General features: G+C 59.5%; 11 protein-coding genes. 5 read left to right on the top strand and 6 right to left on the bottom strand.

Features of this window, described 5'->3' with window-relative positions:
- Positions 1-109 precede the first annotated feature (109 nt).
- The 5 genes from B0G83_RS27585 to xylA form a co-directional block, all read right to left on the bottom strand.
- Positions 110-2857 carry a TonB-dependent receptor gene (locus B0G83_RS27585; protein WP_105510550.1) on the bottom strand — a complete coding sequence of 916 codons (2748 nt, stop codon included), beginning with the start codon at positions 2855-2857 and terminating at the stop codon, positions 110-112.
- Positions 2858-3982: 1125 nt separating this feature from the next.
- Complete coding sequence (locus B0G83_RS27580; RefSeq protein ID WP_105510549.1) at positions 3983-5182, bottom strand: sugar ABC transporter permease; 1200 nt, start codon at positions 5180-5182, stop codon at positions 3983-3985.
- Positions 5179-6738: a D-xylose ABC transporter ATP-binding protein gene (xylG, locus tag B0G83_RS27575; protein ID WP_105510548.1), complete on the bottom strand. Its 1560-nt coding sequence runs from the start codon at positions 6736-6738 to the stop codon at positions 5179-5181. Before xylG ends, B0G83_RS27580 begins: the two co-directional genes overlap by 4 nt.
- A 79-nt stretch (positions 6739-6817) precedes the next feature.
- Positions 6818-7846 carry a D-xylose ABC transporter substrate-binding protein gene (gene xylF, locus B0G83_RS27570; protein ID WP_105510547.1) on the bottom strand — a complete coding sequence of 343 codons (1029 nt, stop codon included), beginning with the start codon at positions 7844-7846 and terminating at the stop codon, positions 6818-6820.
- Positions 7847-8014: 168 nt separating this feature from the next.
- Entirely contained in the window at positions 8015-9337 is a 1323-nt protein-coding gene (gene xylA, locus B0G83_RS27565) for a xylose isomerase (RefSeq protein ID WP_105510546.1), read from the bottom strand.
- Positions 9338-9612: 275 nt separating this feature from the next.
- Between xylA and B0G83_RS27560 the strand changes: the two genes are divergently transcribed.
- From B0G83_RS27560 to B0G83_RS27535, 5 genes are all read left to right on the top strand, one after another.
- Entirely contained in the window at positions 9613-10842 is a 1230-nt protein-coding gene (locus B0G83_RS27560; RefSeq protein WP_105510545.1) for a DNA-binding transcriptional regulator, read from the top strand.
- A gap of 33 nt (positions 10843-10875) precedes the next feature.
- The gene (locus B0G83_RS27555; RefSeq protein ID WP_105510544.1) at positions 10876-11949 is read left to right on the top strand and encodes an aldose epimerase family protein; all 1074 of its coding nucleotides are present in this window, start codon (positions 10876-10878) and stop codon (positions 11947-11949) included.
- A gap of 172 nt (positions 11950-12121) precedes the next feature.
- Positions 12122-12421, top strand: a complete 300-nt coding sequence (locus tag B0G83_RS27550; protein ID WP_105510543.1) for a DUF4148 domain-containing protein — start codon at positions 12122-12124, stop codon at positions 12419-12421.
- A gap of 820 nt (positions 12422-13241) precedes the next feature.
- A complete protein-coding gene (locus B0G83_RS27540) occupies positions 13242-14288 on the top strand; it encodes a polyamine ABC transporter substrate-binding protein (protein ID WP_258168340.1) in 1047 nt (348 codons plus the stop codon).
- Positions 14289-14427: 139 nt separating this feature from the next.
- Positions 14428-14790 (top strand): cupin domain-containing protein, encoded by a 363-nt coding sequence (locus B0G83_RS27535; protein ID WP_105510540.1) that lies wholly within the window; start codon positions 14428-14430, stop codon positions 14788-14790.
- A gap of 70 nt (positions 14791-14860) precedes the next feature.
- Here the strand turns inward: B0G83_RS27535 and B0G83_RS27530 are convergent, their stop codons facing one another.
- Complete coding sequence (locus B0G83_RS27530; RefSeq protein ID WP_146120305.1) at positions 14861-16159, bottom strand: hypothetical protein; 1299 nt, start codon at positions 16157-16159, stop codon at positions 14861-14863.
- Between the last annotated feature and the right edge of the window lie 88 nt (positions 16160-16247).

Genomic DNA, 16247 nt, shown 5'->3' with positions numbered 1-16247 from the left:
CGAGACGCGAGGCGCGCAATGGTCAGCGCCGCTTTCACCCCTCCATACGTGGGCAAAAGCGGCGCCGGGCTGGGCTTATTAGCCAGTTGGTCAATCTGCGATCAATTCATCAGAACCGGTACGTCGCGCCAATCTGGAAGAAACGGCCCAGGTCCGTGTAAAGCGACTGGTCGTAACCCGTAATGTCCGGCGTTGCTTGCCACTCGACGTCGAACGGCGGCCGTTTGTCGAACAGATTCGTGATACCGCCGTAGATCGTCCAATGCTTGAAGCCGCGATAGCTCGCCACCAGATTGAACTGACTATAGGACGCCACCGATCCGGTTCCGCCGTCGCCGAACTCGGCCGACACGCCGTTCGTGTAAGGACCGGTGTATTGCCACGTCAACGACGTCGTCAGGTTGTGGAAATCCCACGTCAACGTGGTGTTGCCCTTCCAGCGCGGGTTACTTGCGCCGAACGGTTGCAGCAGGGCGAGATTGTTACCCGCGAAATCCTGCGGCGCGGCACCGGGGCTGTGTAGCTTGAAGTGCCACACGTAAGCCCAGTCGCCCGATAGCGTGAACGTACCGTAGGTCGTCCGAACCGCCTTGCGGAAGTTCATGTCGAAGCCGTCGGTATCGAGCGCGCCCAGGTTGACGAACGGCTGCACGATATAACGGATCGTGCCGTCGGGATTGCGTACCACCGTCGACGGATTGTTTTGCTGAAGCACGGCGTTTGGATCCGCGGTCCCGATCACACCGTCAATGCGCACTTTGTAGAACGCCGCGCCGATATCGGTCAGCGCGTCCGGCGACAACTGGAAGCCGATGTTGTAGTTCTTCGTGTGCTCGGGCTGCAGATTCGGATTACCCGTCGTCTGCTCGGTCGTAAAGTGTTTGGTCGGCGTGCCGCTCGGATCGTTCGGATCGACCAGGTTCTGGTGACCGAGATAAACCGCCTGCGAATTCTCGACGCCGGTCGGCGCGCGGAAACCGCGGCTAAACGAGGCGAACGTCGTCAGCATACGCACCGGCTGATAACGCAGCGCGAAGCTCGGCGAAAAAGCACCGCCGAAGTCGCTGTAGTGATCGTAGCGGGACGCTTGCGTGAACGTCAGGTTGTGGATGATAGGAATGTCGATCTGATAGAACAACGCCGCCACGTTGCGCGAGCTGTCGACTGTCTGCACGTTCGCCGGCGCGACGATGCCTGCTGACGCAAGCGTCTGCGGGTTGATCACCGACGACTCGTGGCGGAACTCCGTACCAAAGCCCAAGCCGACATTGCCGGCGGGCAGGCTGAACAGATTCGCCGTCGAGGTCTTGGCCGTGACGCTGTCCACCTTCGAAATGGCTTGCTGATAGTCGTCGCTGAACACGCCGTTCAGGCCGTTGGGCGTCGAGCCCGGGTTCGCGAAGTTGTACGAGCCGTTCGCCAGCATGTTCTCCACGCCCGCCACGTTCAGGCGGTTGGAGTAACTCGTGTCGACCGTACTCTGCGAATGGCCGTAATCGGCGGACCAGTCCCAGCTACCCAGCGCCGCCGAGTTGTACGTACCTTTAACGCCCGTCGACGCCATCCAGAAAGTCGACACCGTATCCGCCACACCAATTTTGCCGGGGAACGTCAGATTGATCGGCGTCGCCACGCCGAACGGATTAAACGGGTTCGACGCCGACACGGTCCGCGAGAGCGGCGCGACGGAACCCGTGGCCGGCGTGAACACGTTCGAATTGGCCGTCAACGCCGCCGGGCCCTGCAATTGCACGTTTTCGTCGCGGCTCACCCAGAAGCCCGCGTATGCTTCCTTGTCTTCGTCGATCTTGAAAGTGCCGCGCACTTTCGCGTTCAAACGCGTCACGGCCGGCGTTAGGGAAGTACCGGCCGCGACGTTGTAGGCGCACGCCGCACCACCCGTCTTCGCCGCCGTGCTGCCGGGCGGGCAGGGATTCAGCGCCACATTGCCGCCGGGCGTGGTCCAGTACGACTGCTGGTTCGGACCCAACGGCGCCGCGAGACCGCCGGCGTATTGCGTGAAATCCTGCCCCGACGTCATGTCGCGATCGGCCAGCGTCGATCCGCTGTCGCGGTAGTAGCTCGCTGCGGCGGTGACGTTGAAGCGATCCGAGTTCAGGTCGCCGAAGCCGCCGAGGGCACTGAAGCTTCCCTGACCGTTGCCGGGATGCTGAGCCTTGCCCAGCTGCGTATCGAGCTGCAGGCCCTGAAAGTTCTTCTTGGTGATGATGTTGACGACACCGGCGATTGCATCGGAGCCGTAAATCGACACCGCGCCCGTCTTCACGATGTCGATGTGATCGACAATATTCAGCGGGATGCTGTTGACGTCGAAGAAGGTGTCGGTGAAATTCACCGCTTGCGCATAGTTGGCGACACGCTGGCCGTCCACCAGGACGAGCGTGTACTTCTCGCTCAGGCCGCGCAGCGCGATACCGGCGCCGCCGGGAGCGGCGCTGTTCATGGTCGACTGCGACCAACTGCTGGCCGAGTTCGCCGCCGTACCGCGCAAGAAGTCGGACACCGTGGTATAGCCGCTTTGCGCGATGTCCTTTTGCGTGATGGTCTGGACTTCGGTATTGCCGACTTTGTCCGACGTGCGGATAAGCGAGCCTGTCACCTCGAATTTCTTGAGCTGCTTAACCGGTGCCGTGGCCGCCGCGCCCGATGCAGCCTCAGGCGTTGCCGCCACGCCCTCCGGCGTGCCGGCTTGCGCAACGACAATGGGTAACGCGACCGCCGCGCTTGCCGCCGACGGCTGGCTCTGTGCGAACGCGGACGTCCCCACCATCGCGGTTAGCGCCATTTCAGCCCAGACAATCTTCCGAATGGCCGATGCTAGATCCCTCTGTTTCATGTTCCTCTCTCTCGCCATAAACGCCAAGTTGTTATTCGAAGAGGCCTGGCAAGCCTCTTCGTTTGCGGCACCCCACCGCCACGCTTCGAACGCCCTGTTTTCCCTTCGAAACTCCAATAGCCATCCACCCGACTAGCGAATCGGCGATTCAGAACCACACACCTGTTTCGTAGTGATACTAAATATTCGTCTTGCTGCGCTCGCCTTGAGTGCGGCAACATCCATAGAACGTTGATAACGACGGCGCGTCGGTTGGTGCCAATCGGTTTATTCGTCGATCTATATGCCTTCCATTAGCTGTACAACCACTCGCAATCTTTAGATTCGATTTCGAGCCATCGGTGTTTACCCCGCACTTTTCTCAGCATGACTAATTTCTTTGCACGGACAAAAAAATTCGATAACGGTGATTTCTCTCAGATAACGAACGACAGCACGGGCACCCGTCTGCTCGCGAGGCGCGACCCGTTAATCAAATCCTTCATTTAGCTTACTTAATGGATAGCCGTGAAAGACTACCCGTATCCGCTTTCAAGCCACGTCACGACTCTTGCCTGACACCAAGACGAACTTTTTCTTTCATTTAGTGGACGCAAACATATCAGGACAGAATCGCTCAGTCAAAATTTGTTTGATCGGCGTAAAAAAATTGTGCGATCGACGTAACACGCCGCCTTACAACTCCGGCGCCGGTTTGCACCACGTCAGTGCTGGTTTTCCATATTGGTTAAGGCTTGCACCAATTAAAACCGGCGCCGCCTAAAGTCTTTCAAAGAAGGAAAACCTGACAAAAAAAAACCTGCACGTCTAGGGGAAGGCGGCAGGTCGAGAGCACTGACGAGTGCACTTATCTCAGCGATAAGTTGCACGCATTGTAATCACAATGAAAATAATATGTAAATGATGATATGCGCCAAATAGAGGATCTCGACGAGAGAACGTCATGAAGCCGGAATTACGCGCTGAAGTCTGCAGGGACATGCTCGCTGGTGAAGCAAGGGCTGACGAGGACGAGACTGATTGAATATTTATACGGATGCCTAACGTAATTTTAAAATAAATAAAACATGCAGCAATCCGTTGCCGAATGCTGCACGTGTGTCGCTGTCGTCGCGATGGGCTACCTCATCGTCGGTTCGATCCGGATACAACGTCGATCCACACAGCAAGTACCAGAATGCTCCCCTTCACAATCATCTGCCAGTACGCGTCGACGTCGAGCATCGACATGCCGTTATCGAGGCTCGCCATCACCAGCGCGCCGATCAATGCGCCGTACACGGTGCCGGAACCGCCGCGCATCGACGTACCACCGATAAAGCACGCGGCAATCGCGTCGAGTTCACCCATCGAGCCTGCCGACGGCGAACCGGCCGCGAGCCGTGCCGTGTTGACGATGCCGCCAAACGCGCACATCAGCCCCATCAGCGCGAAGATCGCCAGCTTCACGCGATTCGTGTTGACGCCCGAGAGCCGCGTCGCTTCCAGGTTCGAACCAACCGCGTAAATGCGCCGTCCGAACACGGTTTGCGTCGCGATCCACGTGAAGATGCCGAGCAACGCGAGTAGCAACAGCACCGGCACCGGAATCCCGCCGTAACGATCGAGCGTGGCGACGAAGCCCGCCAGTATCACGCCCGCGCCGACCACCTTCACGACGTCCTGCCACACGGGTACCACACGCAATTGATAGCGTTCGCGATTGCGCCGCTGCCGCAGTGTGAGAAATGCGAGCAGCACGAACAGCACGACGGCAAGCGCGTCACCCACGAGTCGGGGCAAATAACCTTGGCCGAGAAACACGAAACCGTCGGAGACCGGTGCAATCGTCGAACCACCCGTGACGCCCAGCAGAATGCCGCGATAAGCGAGCATGCCGCCCAGACCGACAATGAACGAAGGCACGCGGCGATAGGTCGACCACCATCCATTGAACATGCCGACCACGACGCCGAGCAGCATCACCACGGGCACGGTCACGCCGATCGGCCAATGGCGGTTGACGTCGAGTATCGCAGCCACGCCGCCGAGCAAACCGAGTAGCGAGCCGACCGACAGATCGATCTCACCGGCGATGATTACGAACACCATGCCGCATGCGAGCATGCCGGTGATCGACATTTGCCGCAGTAGATTCGACAGATTGCGTGGCGTGACGAACGCGCCGTGTGTGAGGAACGAGAAGAAAATCCAGATCGCGGCCACCGCAATCAGCAACGCAAGAATCTTGTAGCGTGCAAAAAGTTGCTGAATGCGCTGCGGGCCGCCGAATGCACCGCGTGACGCGGCGCCGTCGGCGCGTTGGGTAGTAACGTCGGGCGTCATGCGGCACTCGCTGCGGTTGGGTTCGGGGATCGCTGTACGGGACGGATCGCGGCGCTGAGAATGTCCTCCTGGGTGAGGCCGTCGTTGACGAAATCGCCTCGTAGTTCACCCTCGCCAATCACCAGTACGCGATCGCTGATGCCAAGCACCTCGGGCAATTCGGACGACACCATCACGATCGACATACCGCGCTGCGCCAGTTGAAAAATCAGTTTGTAGATTTCGTATTTCGCGCCGACGTCGACGCCGCGCGTGGGCTCGTCGAGAATCAGGACTTTAGGGTCGGTTAGCAGCATGCGCGTGAGCACGGCCTTCTGCTGATTGCCACCGGACAAGCTCGCAATCGACAGCATCGGATGCGCCGCGCGCACCGAAAGCCGCTTCATCTCGGTGTTGATCGTGTCGAGTTCGGCGGCCGAATCGATCCGGCCGCCTTTCGCGAAGCGTTGCAATACCGCGAGCGTGATGTTGTGGCCGACGCTCAAACCCGGCACGATGCCGTGCCGCTTACGATCTTCCGGCACCATGCCGATGCCGGCGCGAATTGCATCCACGGGGGCGCGAATCTTTAGCGGCCGGCCTTCCAGCACGACCGTCGCTTCGCTCACACCCGCGTATGCACCGAAGACCGCCTCCATCAATTCCGTGCGCCCGGCGCCGACCAGACCGGCCACGCCGAGAATCTCGCCGCGCCGCAGCGCGAACGACACGTCGTTCACCCGCTTACGCCGTGGATTGGTAACGTCGAAGCAGGTCACATTACGCGCTTCGAAGATCACGTCGCCGATTGGATGCGGCTCGCGCGGAAACAGGTTCTTGATCTCGCGGCCCACCATCAGCGAGATGATGCGGTCGGTGGTGAGCGAGCGCATCGGCTCGGTTGCGACATGCCGGCCGTCGCGAATCACGCTGATCGTGTCGCACACTGCCGCGACTTCGTCGAGCTTGTGCGAGATGTACACGCAGGCCACGCCGCGCCGTTTCAGATCACGCACAATGTCGAGCAGAATGCGGATCTCCGACGCGGTCAGCGACGACGACGGTTCGTCGAGAATCAACAGTTTCGCGCGCTTGTTCAACGCCTTCGCGATCTCGATCAATTGCTGGTGACCACCGCCGTAGTTCATCACCGGTTGCGCGGCATTAATGCCGCTAATGCCGAGCTCACGCATGAGTTCGTCGGCACGCTGATACATGGCCGCGTAATTCATACGCCCGCCGGGCAGCGTGATTTCATTGCCGAGAAAAATGTTCTCCGCCACCGAGAGCTGCGGCACCAGCATCAATTCCTGGTGAATGATGATAATGCCGGCGCGTTCGGTGTCGCGTACGCTGGCGGCCTTCAGCGGCTCGCCTTCCCACGTGATGTCGCCGTCCCAGGTGCCATGGGGATAGACGCCGGACAGCACCTTCATCAGCGTAGATTTGCCCGCGCCGTTCTCGCCGCACAGGCCGACGCACTCGCCCGGCGCGACCGTCAGGTCGATGCCGTCGAGCGCCTTCACGCCGGAAAATGCCTTGACGATGCCCCGCATCGTCAGCAAGGGTTGAGTCATTCGCTATGCCTCGCTGCAAGGCGCGCGGCGGCGGCGACACGCACCGGGCGTGTCGACATCGGCCGCGCACACGTTACGCTCATTGGCTCGCGAGCTGGGCCTGGGTATAGAAGCCGTCTTTGATCACCACGTCGACGTTGCCCTTGGTCAGCAACGTAGGCTGCAGCAATACCGTGTCGACCTTCTTCTTACCGTTGTCGTACTGCGCGTTATAGCCCGGCTTCTCGCCCTTGGCCAGCGCCACGGAGAGCTTGGCCGCTTCGCTCGCGATCAGCTTCAACGGCTTGTAGACCGTCATGGTTTGCGTACCGGCAATCACCCGCTTCACCGCGGCGAGGTCCGCGTCCTGGCCCGACACCGGCACCTTGCCCGCCATGTGCTGCGCGGCCAGCGCCTGGATCGCGCCGCCGGCGGTGCCGTCGTTCGAGGCGACGATCGCGTCGATCTTGTTGTTGTTCGCCGTCAATGCGTCTTCCGTAATACGCAGCGCCGTTGAAGCGCTCCATTCCGGCACCCACTGCTGACCGACAATCTTGATGTCACCTTTGTCCATGGCCGGTTTCAGAATCTTGAGCTGGCCTTCGCGCAACATCTTGGCGTTGTTGTCGGTCGGCGCACCGCCGAGCAGGAAGTAGTTGCCTTTCGGTTGCGCGTTGTAGACGCCTTGCGCCTGCAATTCGCCGACCTTTTCGTTGTCGAACGAGATGTAGGCGTCGACGTCGGCGTCGAGAATCAGGCGGTCATACGAGACGACCTTGATGCCCGCCTTTTTCGCTTCGGCCACCACATTGCCGAGTGTCTTCGAATTGAACGGCACGATCACGATCACATCCACGCCGCGCGAAATCAGGTTCTCGATCTGCGAGATCTGCCGCTCCTCGCTCGCATCGGCCGATTGCACCGACACTTTCGCCCCGAGTTTCTCCGCGGCGGCGACGAAATAGTCACGATCGCGCGACCAGCGTTCGACACGCAGATCGTCGATACAGAAACCGATTTCAGGGTGATCCTTGCTTGCATGCGCGAGCGGCGCGACAAGCGACAGGCTGGCGAGTACCGCTCCACACACGAGCGAACTCAATACGGTACGACGCGTTGCGAATTTCATCTCTGTCTCCATCTTCTGATAGCCGGAATACCGGATTGGACGGTTTGCGCTGCGAGCCGCAAGACCGGACAAGCGACAACCCAAAGCTTCCTGATTCGCGCGGTCAACGTGGCCGCGCGATTTTTATGTGATGCCGCTATTGCCTGATGCGCTTGCGGCGAGACGCGCTCAACGCCCGCTGTAAATAGCCTGATTCACGATACTTTCCATCAACTCCTGATGCCCACTGGCGTGCTGCGGATTCAATCCACGCGTCAGCGCATCCGACGCCAACGTCGACAACGAGTAATCGCCCGAGAGAATCTTGCGACCGAACTCGGCCTCCCAACCCGCGTAGCGCTGACGTTTGAATTGTTCGAGACGGTCGTTTTCGATCAGCACCGCGGCTCGCTCAACGGCGATCGCGAGGTTGTCGATCGCGCCGATATGGCCGTAAAACAGATCTTCCGGATCGACGCTCTGCCGCCGCACTTTCGAATCGAAGTTCATGCCGCCGGTCGTGAACCCGCCATGCTTGAGAATTTCGTAAAAGGCCAACGTCAGTTCTTCGACACTATTTGGGAATTGATCGGTATCCCAGCCGTTTTGCGGATCGCCGCGATTCGCGTCGACGCTGCCGAAAATACCGAGCGCATACGCCGTCGCGATCTCGTGATGAAACGAGTGCCCGGCGAGGGTCGCGTGATTGGCCTCGATGTTCACGCGAATCTCTTTCTCGAGTCCGAACTGCAACAGAAAGCCGTGAACGGTCGCAACGTCGTAGTCGTATTGGTGCTTGGTCGGCTCCTGCGGCTTCGGCTCGATAAGCAACGCCCCCTTGAAACCGAGCCGATGCTTGTGGTCGACCACCATATGCAGGAAGCGCGCAAGCTGATCGCGTTCACGCACGAGGTCGGTATTGAGCAGCGTGTCGTAACCTTCGCGGCCGCCCCACAGCACATAGTTTTCACCACCCAACCGGTGCGTTGCATCGAGCGCATGACGGACTTGCGTCGCGGCAAAGGCGAACACTTCCGGATCGGGACTGGTCGCCGCGCCGGCCGCATAACGCGGATGCGAAAACAGATTGGCCGTGCCCCACAGCAATTTGACGCCAGTGTCTTGCTGCTTGCGCGCCAGATAGTCGGCCATACGCGAGAAGTTCTCGCTGTATTCCTTCAGGTTGGCGCCTTCGGGCGCGACGTCGGTATCGTGAAAGGTGTAGTACGGCGTGGCAAGCTTCGAGAAGAAATCGAAGGCGGCATCCGCTTTCTGCTGCGCCCGCTCCATCGCGTCGCCGGCTTGCTGCCACGGTCGCCGGAACGTCCCATGCCCGAAGATATCCGTACCCGGCCAGACGAAGGTATGCCAGTAGCACACCGCAATACGCAAATGTTCTTCGAGGGTCTTGCCGAGTACTTTTTTACTTTTATCGTAATGGTGGTACGCAAGCGGGTTGTCCGACTGCGGGCCCTCATAACGGATTTCGGGAATGTGTTCGAAATAGGACATCGGCGTCTCCTGTTTATGTTGCAATGCAACTCGCACGGCGTTGCCGTAGCGGTCGACAAGGTGACGCCATGCTGACGCCTGGACAAGGCATCGGCAATTGCGAAATTGCGCAGCGTGCTTGATGTTTCTCACCGCCCGCGTGTTTGATTCGCACGGCTTCGTGATTCGGGGCCTAGAATAACCAGACACTTAAAAACGATGCGGTATAAACCCGTATTCAACCGGAGACGAAGGCGTGCGGAGTCCCATTCACGACCTGCATGCCACCCACCGCCATGACCCGTCCGCCAACACCACAGACGACCCATCGGATCGCGCTGCTGTTCAACGCGAACAAGGTCTACGACCGGGAGATCATTACCGGCATCGGCAATTACCTGCTGTCGACGCGCGTGGCGTGGGATCTGTTCCTCGAAGAAGATTTTCGCTGCCGGCTCACGGGAATCGAGCGTTTCGACGGCGACGGCATCATTGCGGATTTCGACGATCCGGCCGTGGGCGAAGCACTGCGCGATTGTCCTTTGCCGGTGGTAGCGGTGGGGTCGTCGTTCGAAGATCCGGCGCACTACCCTCCGGACTTACCCTATATCGCCACGGACAACAACAAGCTTGTTTCGCTGGCCTACACGCATCTGATCGGCGCCGGCCTCGAACATTTCGCGCTGTACAGCCTGCCGCAAGCGCAGGAGAACCGCTGGGCGCAACAGCGTGAACTGGCATTCGCGCACCTGCGGCGTGCGGACGGTCACAGCGTCGAGCAGATCGACGGCGAGATCTATCGCGGGCTTTCCACCAGTGCGCCGTCGTGGAACCAGGCGACTGAACAACTCACCGCGTGGCTGCGGGAATTGCCGAAGCCGGTCGGCCTCATTGCCGTGACCGACGCGCGCGCGCGGCACCTGCTGCAGGCCTGCCTGATCGCGGGTATTGCCGTGCCCGAGGAAGTGGCGATTATCGGCATCGACAACGATCCGCTCACGCGTACGTTGACGCGAATTCCACTTTCGTCGGTCATACAGGGCACCGACGAAATGGGCCGCACCGCCGCCCATTTGTTGCATCAAATGCTGCACGGCGCGCGTTTTCCGGGGCGGCGCATTCTCGTACCGCCGGTTGGAATTAATGTACTCGAATCGACCAAACATCAACCGCTTGCGAGTCCGTATGTGATGCGCGCGCGGCACTTTATCCGCCAGTACGCGTGCCAGGGCATTCGCACCGAGCAGGTAGCCGATTACGTGGGCGTGTCGCGTTCGTCGCTCGAAGAATACTTCCGGCGCGAACGGCAATGTACGGTGCACCAGGAAATTCTGCGCCATAAACTCGATGTCGCGAAAGCACTGCTGGCCAAACGCGACGCGTCCAGCGCCGAGGTCGCGATTCGCTGCGGCTTCACATCGCTGCAGTACATGTATGCGGTATTTCGGCGGGAGCTCGGCTGCACGCCGCGCGAGTATCAGGATCGCGCGAATGCGGAACAGACGCCGGCGCCCATGCCCGACTGAGCGCGCCCTCACTCTCTTATTTAGATCGACGACATGATCAGCATCGCACAACTTTCTTCCGAGCCGTGGGGCACGTTGCATGGCGGCGATCCCGTCCGGCTCTTCACGCTGCGCAACGCGCACGGCATGAAAGTCGCCATCAGCGACCTGGGCGCAACGCTGGTGTCGTGGCATGCACCGGATCGTGCAGGACGTCTCGGCGATATTCTGCTTGGTCATGACACGCCGGCCGACTACGTGGCTGCCACGACTTACATGGGCGGCCTGATCGGCCGCTGGGCGAATCGCATTGCGGATGCGCGCTTCACGCTCGACGGCATCGAGTACACGCTCGATCGCAATGAAGGCGCGAACCTGCTGCACGGCGGCACGGTGGGTTTTCATCGTGCGCTGTGGGACGTGAGCGAGGACAACGGCGCGCTGCTCATGCGGCTGGAGTCGCCCGAAGGCGACGCGGGTTTTCCAGGCAACGTCACCACGCAAGTGCGCTATACGCTCGACGACGACGGTACGCTGACCCTTACCTACGAAGCAATCACCGACGCCGCGACGCCGCTCAATCTGACCAGCCATCCGTACTTCAATCTGACCGGTCGTCCTGGCACCGATATTCGCGGTCACGTGTTGTCGATCGACGCCGAGCGTTTTTTTGAAGTCGATACGGCGATGATTCCGTGCCAGCTCGCGGAAGTCGCGGGCAATGCATTCGACTTCCGGCAAAGCGCGCCGATCGGCGCACGTCTGGACTGGCCTCATGCGCAACTGGCGCGGGCGCATGGATTCGATCATTGCTACGTGCTGCGCGATGCAGCGGACGCCGGCACATTGCCGCTACGCCCAGTGGCCTGTGCGTACGATCCAGGCAGCGGACGCCAGTTGATCGTCTCGACCGATCAACACGGCTTACAGTTTTATACCGGCAATTGGCTGAATGGCGAGAAGGGGCGCGGCGGTATCGCCTATCAGGCGCATGCGGGCTTGTGTCTCGAAGCGGGTGGTTTTCCGAACCAGGTCAATATGGCCAAGCAGGATCGAGGCATCGTGCAAGCCGGCGACACGTACCGGCAAGTCACGACTTATAAGGTCGACGTACGCCACGGCGTGTGAGGCGATTCGTCCTGTCTTACGACGTGGCTTACAGCGCGCCGACTTACTGTTTGCGGCAATACTGAATTAACCGACCAGTAGTTTCCCCAAGACAGCGGGCTTCCTAGACTCCTTCAGTGGGCGCCGTAAATTGCTGCGGTGCCGGATAAAACAATTCCTGGAGGGAAGCATCATGAACTCGCTAATCAAAGCCGTTGCACTGGTTGCCGTGCTGGCTGCGCCCGTGGCAGCGTTCGCGCAATCCGATCAGCAGCCGCTCACGCGTGCAGAGGTCAAGGCTCAGTTGAAGCAACTCGAAGACGCCGGCTACAACCCGGCCGTCGCCACCGACGCCACCTATCCCGCCGATATCCAGGCAGCGGAAGCCCGTGTTGCCGCGCAGAATGCAACCGGCTACGGCAGTCCGGCCGGTGGCACGTCGCAAACGGGCGCCAATGCGCCCATGCAGCAAGCGCCGATGAACAGTCAGTAACGCATCACGAGTTCATCCGATGCGAGCGCATGTCACGCGCTTGCATCGCGCGATAGTGTGTGAATACGCGCGACCATGACGAGTCCATGTCAGAAAGTCCTTTGACGAAAATAATGGCTCGGCTATCCTAAGGCGGCAGTTTGGTGGTTCTCGTCGCGTGGTTGTTCACGTCAGCGAGAACGTCTACTCAACGTCGCTTCGGGTTCCATCGTGAAAGTCCGTGGTCCATTGGTGAGATACCAGCCTGGTCGGGAAAGAACGTTCCTGTCCGGCTGTCCGATCGCTCATCAGGGGAGCAACTGCGCTTCGCCATCCCGCCCCCTGTCCATCGATACCGTCTTGTCGCGCCGCTCAGTGCGCCGGCATAACGTCATCGCAGCGCCCTCCGCTATTCCCGTTCGTACCGACGAAATCGCGTCGCTTCTGCCTTAGCCCCCCTCTCTTTTCGCGAACCTGTGTTGCATACGGTAGGCCGCTCGTTTAGCTAGCGGCCGAGCGTTTGCAATGCGTCTGCCTGATCGTGTCGAGCAAGCTCGCTTGCTCGCGCGAAATGGCTGCCGACGTTCGCCTATACGCCTCCCGTTTCGCTTTGCTGTGCGCTTGCGCTGCGGCAGGTGGCGTCACGCCTCGTCTCGTCCTGCTGGTCATGTCGTCGCAATCGTCGTGACCGCATGGGCGAATGGACAGTGATGGATGCGCGCCGTTGCGTCGGCAACAAATCGAAGATCGAACCCAAGGAGATTGCAGAATGAAGACCCGTCATAACACGCTGCTTTCGCTCACCCGCACGCTGCTGTGCTCGCTGACCGCTTTGACCGCGATGAACGCCGCATGTGCCGCGGACACGTCGCTGAACGTCTATAACTGGTCGGACTACATCGCGAAAGACACGATCGCCAATTTCGAAAAGCAGTCTGGCATCAACGTGAAATACGATAGTTACGACAGCGACGATACCCTGCAGGCGAAGCTGCTTGCAGGCAGTTCAGGTTATGACATCGTGGTGCCGACATCGAGCTACATGGCGCGGCAGATCGAAGCCGGCGTCTATCAGAAGATCGACAAGTCGAAGATGCCGAATCTTGCGAATCTCGATCCTGGACTCATGAAACTGATCGCCGATGCGGACCCCGGCAATCAATACGGCGTGCCCTGGGCGTGGGGCACGGACGGCATCGGCTATAACGTGCAAGCCGTGAAGAAAGCGCTGGGTGGCGACGCGCCGGTGGATAGCTGGTCGCTGCTGTTCGATTCGGCGAATCTGTCGAAAGTAAAAAGTTGCGGCGTCTCCTTCCTTGACTCGGCGTCGGATGTTTTCCCCGCCGTGCTTCAGTACATGCATAAAGACCCCAACAGCACCAATCCCGGCGACTACCAGGCGGCGTACGAAGTCCTGAAGAAAATCCGTCCATACATCACGCAGTTCAATTCGTCCGGCTATATCAACGATCTCGCGAACAACGATATCTGCGTCGCGTTCGGTTTTTCGGGCGATGTGGGGATCGCCCTGCGTCGCGCGTCGGAGGCCAAGCGCGCTTACGAAGTCCGGTTCTCGAATATCAAGGACGCGGGGCTGCTGTGGATGGACGTGATGGTCATTCCGAAAGATGCGCCGCATCCGGAAGCGGCAATGAAATGGATGAACTACATCGAAGATCCGAAGGTCAGCGCGGATATCACCAATGAAGTGTTTTATCCGACCGCTAACCGGGCCGCGCGGCAGTTCGTGACCCCGGCTATCGAACAGGATACGAACGTCTATCCACCCGCAGCCGTGCTGAACAAGATGACATTGATGCGGCCGCAACCGGCGCCGATCATGCGACTCGAAAATCGGCTTTGGGCGCAGTTGAAATCGGGTAGTTGAGTGACGGGCGGTAAGTAGGAATTAGCTGGATGGTGGGCTTTCAAACGAAGATGAGTCTTTCCGGCGTGGCGCATGCAGTGGGTGCGTATGCCACGCTTTTTTTGATCTTGCAGTCTTTGCGCGTTTTAACTGGGACATCATGAGCATTTCGAACATCGTGGACTTCGCGCTGCCGGCGAAAGAGAGCATCGAGTACATGCCGAAGGCCGAGGCGGTGCTGGCCGGCGATCCGCTACAGACCGTTCATACCCACTTCACCAGCCCTTGCAGTCAACTCGCGGCGGGCGTATGGGAAGGTGCATGTGGACAATGGAGCGTGAACTTCACCGAGAGCGAGTACTGTGAAATTCTCGCCGGCGTGTCCGTCATTCGTGACGCCGATGGGACGAGTAAAACCGTGCGGGCGGGAGACCGGTTTCTGATTCCGGCCGGATTCAAGGGTACGTGGGAAGTGCTTGAGCCGTGCAGGAAGATTTTTGTTTCGGTGGAGTTCAAGGGATAGGCAACAGCGGGTTCGATGGAAGAGGTTCGCTTCATCGCGCACCTCTTCGCCGCGTCGAACCGGCTCGACTTCAAACCGCGCAATGCCTGGGGTCCGCAACGGCGAGGTTGCCGACTTTGCCGTCCCGATACATTGACAGATCGAACCTCACTTTCGTTTTGTCCGGGTCCAGCATGTCGCCCACCACGATAAGGTGCTTCATCCGGTGGTCTGTTGTCATGCCGTCCATGATCGGCACCTGGAATTGACCGTGCTTCCCCGAGGAGAGAAACTGGGCGGAAACCGAATCGGATCGCTTCGAATAGGTGATCGCGATCGCCTTGTCGAATACCCGCATCGGCTGCCCCGTCGATGGCCACGCGAATACCTGCGGGGCACGCGACAGAATCGTTACCGTATCCACGCCCGACTTCTGACTCAGCTCTTTCAGGTTTGACCTGGCGTTGTTTGCAAAACACTGTGCCCGCTCGGACAAAGCGCTCGCATAGTAGTGGTTCGCAGCCTCTCCCGCGTTATCGCCCAGTCCGTGCGGTACACCGCCCGCTGGAGGAGCACCCGGCGTGTTTCCTTGCGATAGCTCGAATGTCTCGACGGCTGGTTGCATGGCCGACTTATAGATCGAGCCGAACCAGTTGATGATCGGCGTTGCATTTAGCGCGGCCTCCTGGTAAATGGTGTGCATTGCATCGGCCTCGGTATTGCGCCCCTGTGCGCGCAACCGGTTCACTTCGTGCCGGAGATCCTCGGCATGATGGATTTCGGAAAAATTCGGCAGGAGCAACGGCGCCAGCGCGGCGGGAGGAAAGACGAACGACGCAGCCGTGGCAGCGAGACCGCCAGCAAGATGCGCCGCCGAATTGCCCACGTCCCATTTGGCCTGCTCATTCTTCGGATCCGAGATCAATTGCTTTACGTTGCCGGACAGACTTTGGACCGCCGGCATGATGCCCAACTCAGTCGCCCCATCCGACAACCCTTTCGATGCCAACCCCAGCAGTTCCTTGCCGCCGAGATTGCCCGTACCCAGCAAGTCGCACGCACCGCGCACAAAATCGTTTGACCGAGCCTTAACGATCCGCAGCAAAGGCGCTACGCCGGTTTTTCCGTTGTGGGAGCAGCCCATCTGTCCCAATGCACCAATGCCTCGCGATGCGTTGGCCGCCGCATCACGACCCGCATAGCCCATGCGGTTTGCCTGAATCGGCGAGCAAGCTTCGTCTCCCTGAAATAGATGACGATAAATAGCGGGGAGAGCTTGCCGTTCATCTTTAGTTCGGCTCGCACTATTTCCACCAGCACCGATCCGATCGGGAAGGATCGTTATCGGTGTCGCGGCACGCAGGGGCGTGCCTGAAATTGACGTCGACATTTGATAGCCTCTGAAGGTGCCATGTGAGCAATCATTGAAGCACGCTCATTCAGAGGCGATGTGCTATGGAGGTAAAGCATCGGACTTT

Source organism: Paraburkholderia sp. BL21I4N1, from assembly GCF_002973525.1.
In the GTDB taxonomy this organism is placed as follows: domain Bacteria; phylum Pseudomonadota; class Gammaproteobacteria; order Burkholderiales; family Burkholderiaceae; genus Paraburkholderia.
This window is presented reverse-complemented; position numbering and strand designations above follow the sequence as displayed.

Coding starts and splice junctions, on each gene's coding strand:
- B0G83_RS27580 (WP_105510549.1), bottom strand. CDS start 5,182: ATGACGCCCGACGTTACTACCCAACGCGCCGACGGCGCCGCGTCACGC.
- B0G83_RS27550 (WP_105510543.1), top strand. CDS start 12,122: ATGAACTCGCTAATCAAAGCCGTTGCACTGGTTGCCGTGCTGGCTGCG.
- xylA (WP_105510546.1), bottom strand. CDS start 9,337: ATGTCCTATTTCGAACACATTCCCGAAATCCGTTATGAGGGCCCGCAG.
- B0G83_RS27535 (WP_105510540.1), top strand. CDS start 14,428: ATGAGCATTTCGAACATCGTGGACTTCGCGCTGCCGGCGAAAGAGAGC.
- B0G83_RS27555 (WP_105510544.1), top strand. CDS start 10,876: ATGATCAGCATCGCACAACTTTCTTCCGAGCCGTGGGGCACGTTGCAT.
- xylG (WP_105510548.1), bottom strand. CDS start 6,738: ATGACTCAACCCTTGCTGACGATGCGGGGCATCGTCAAGGCATTTTCC.
- B0G83_RS27560 (WP_105510545.1), top strand. CDS start 9,613: ATGACCCGTCCGCCAACACCACAGACGACCCATCGGATCGCGCTGCTG.
- B0G83_RS27540 (WP_258168340.1), top strand. CDS start 13,242: ATGAACGCCGCATGTGCCGCGGACACGTCGCTGAACGTCTATAACTGG.
- B0G83_RS27530 (WP_146120305.1), bottom strand. CDS start 16,159: ATGTCGACGTCAATTTCAGGCACGCCCCTGCGTGCCGCGACACCGATA.
- B0G83_RS27585 (WP_105510550.1), bottom strand. CDS start 2,857: ATGAAACAGAGGGATCTAGCATCGGCCATTCGGAAGATTGTCTGGGCT.
- xylF (WP_105510547.1), bottom strand. CDS start 7,846: ATGAAATTCGCAACGCGTCGTACCGTATTGAGTTCGCTCGTGTGTGGA.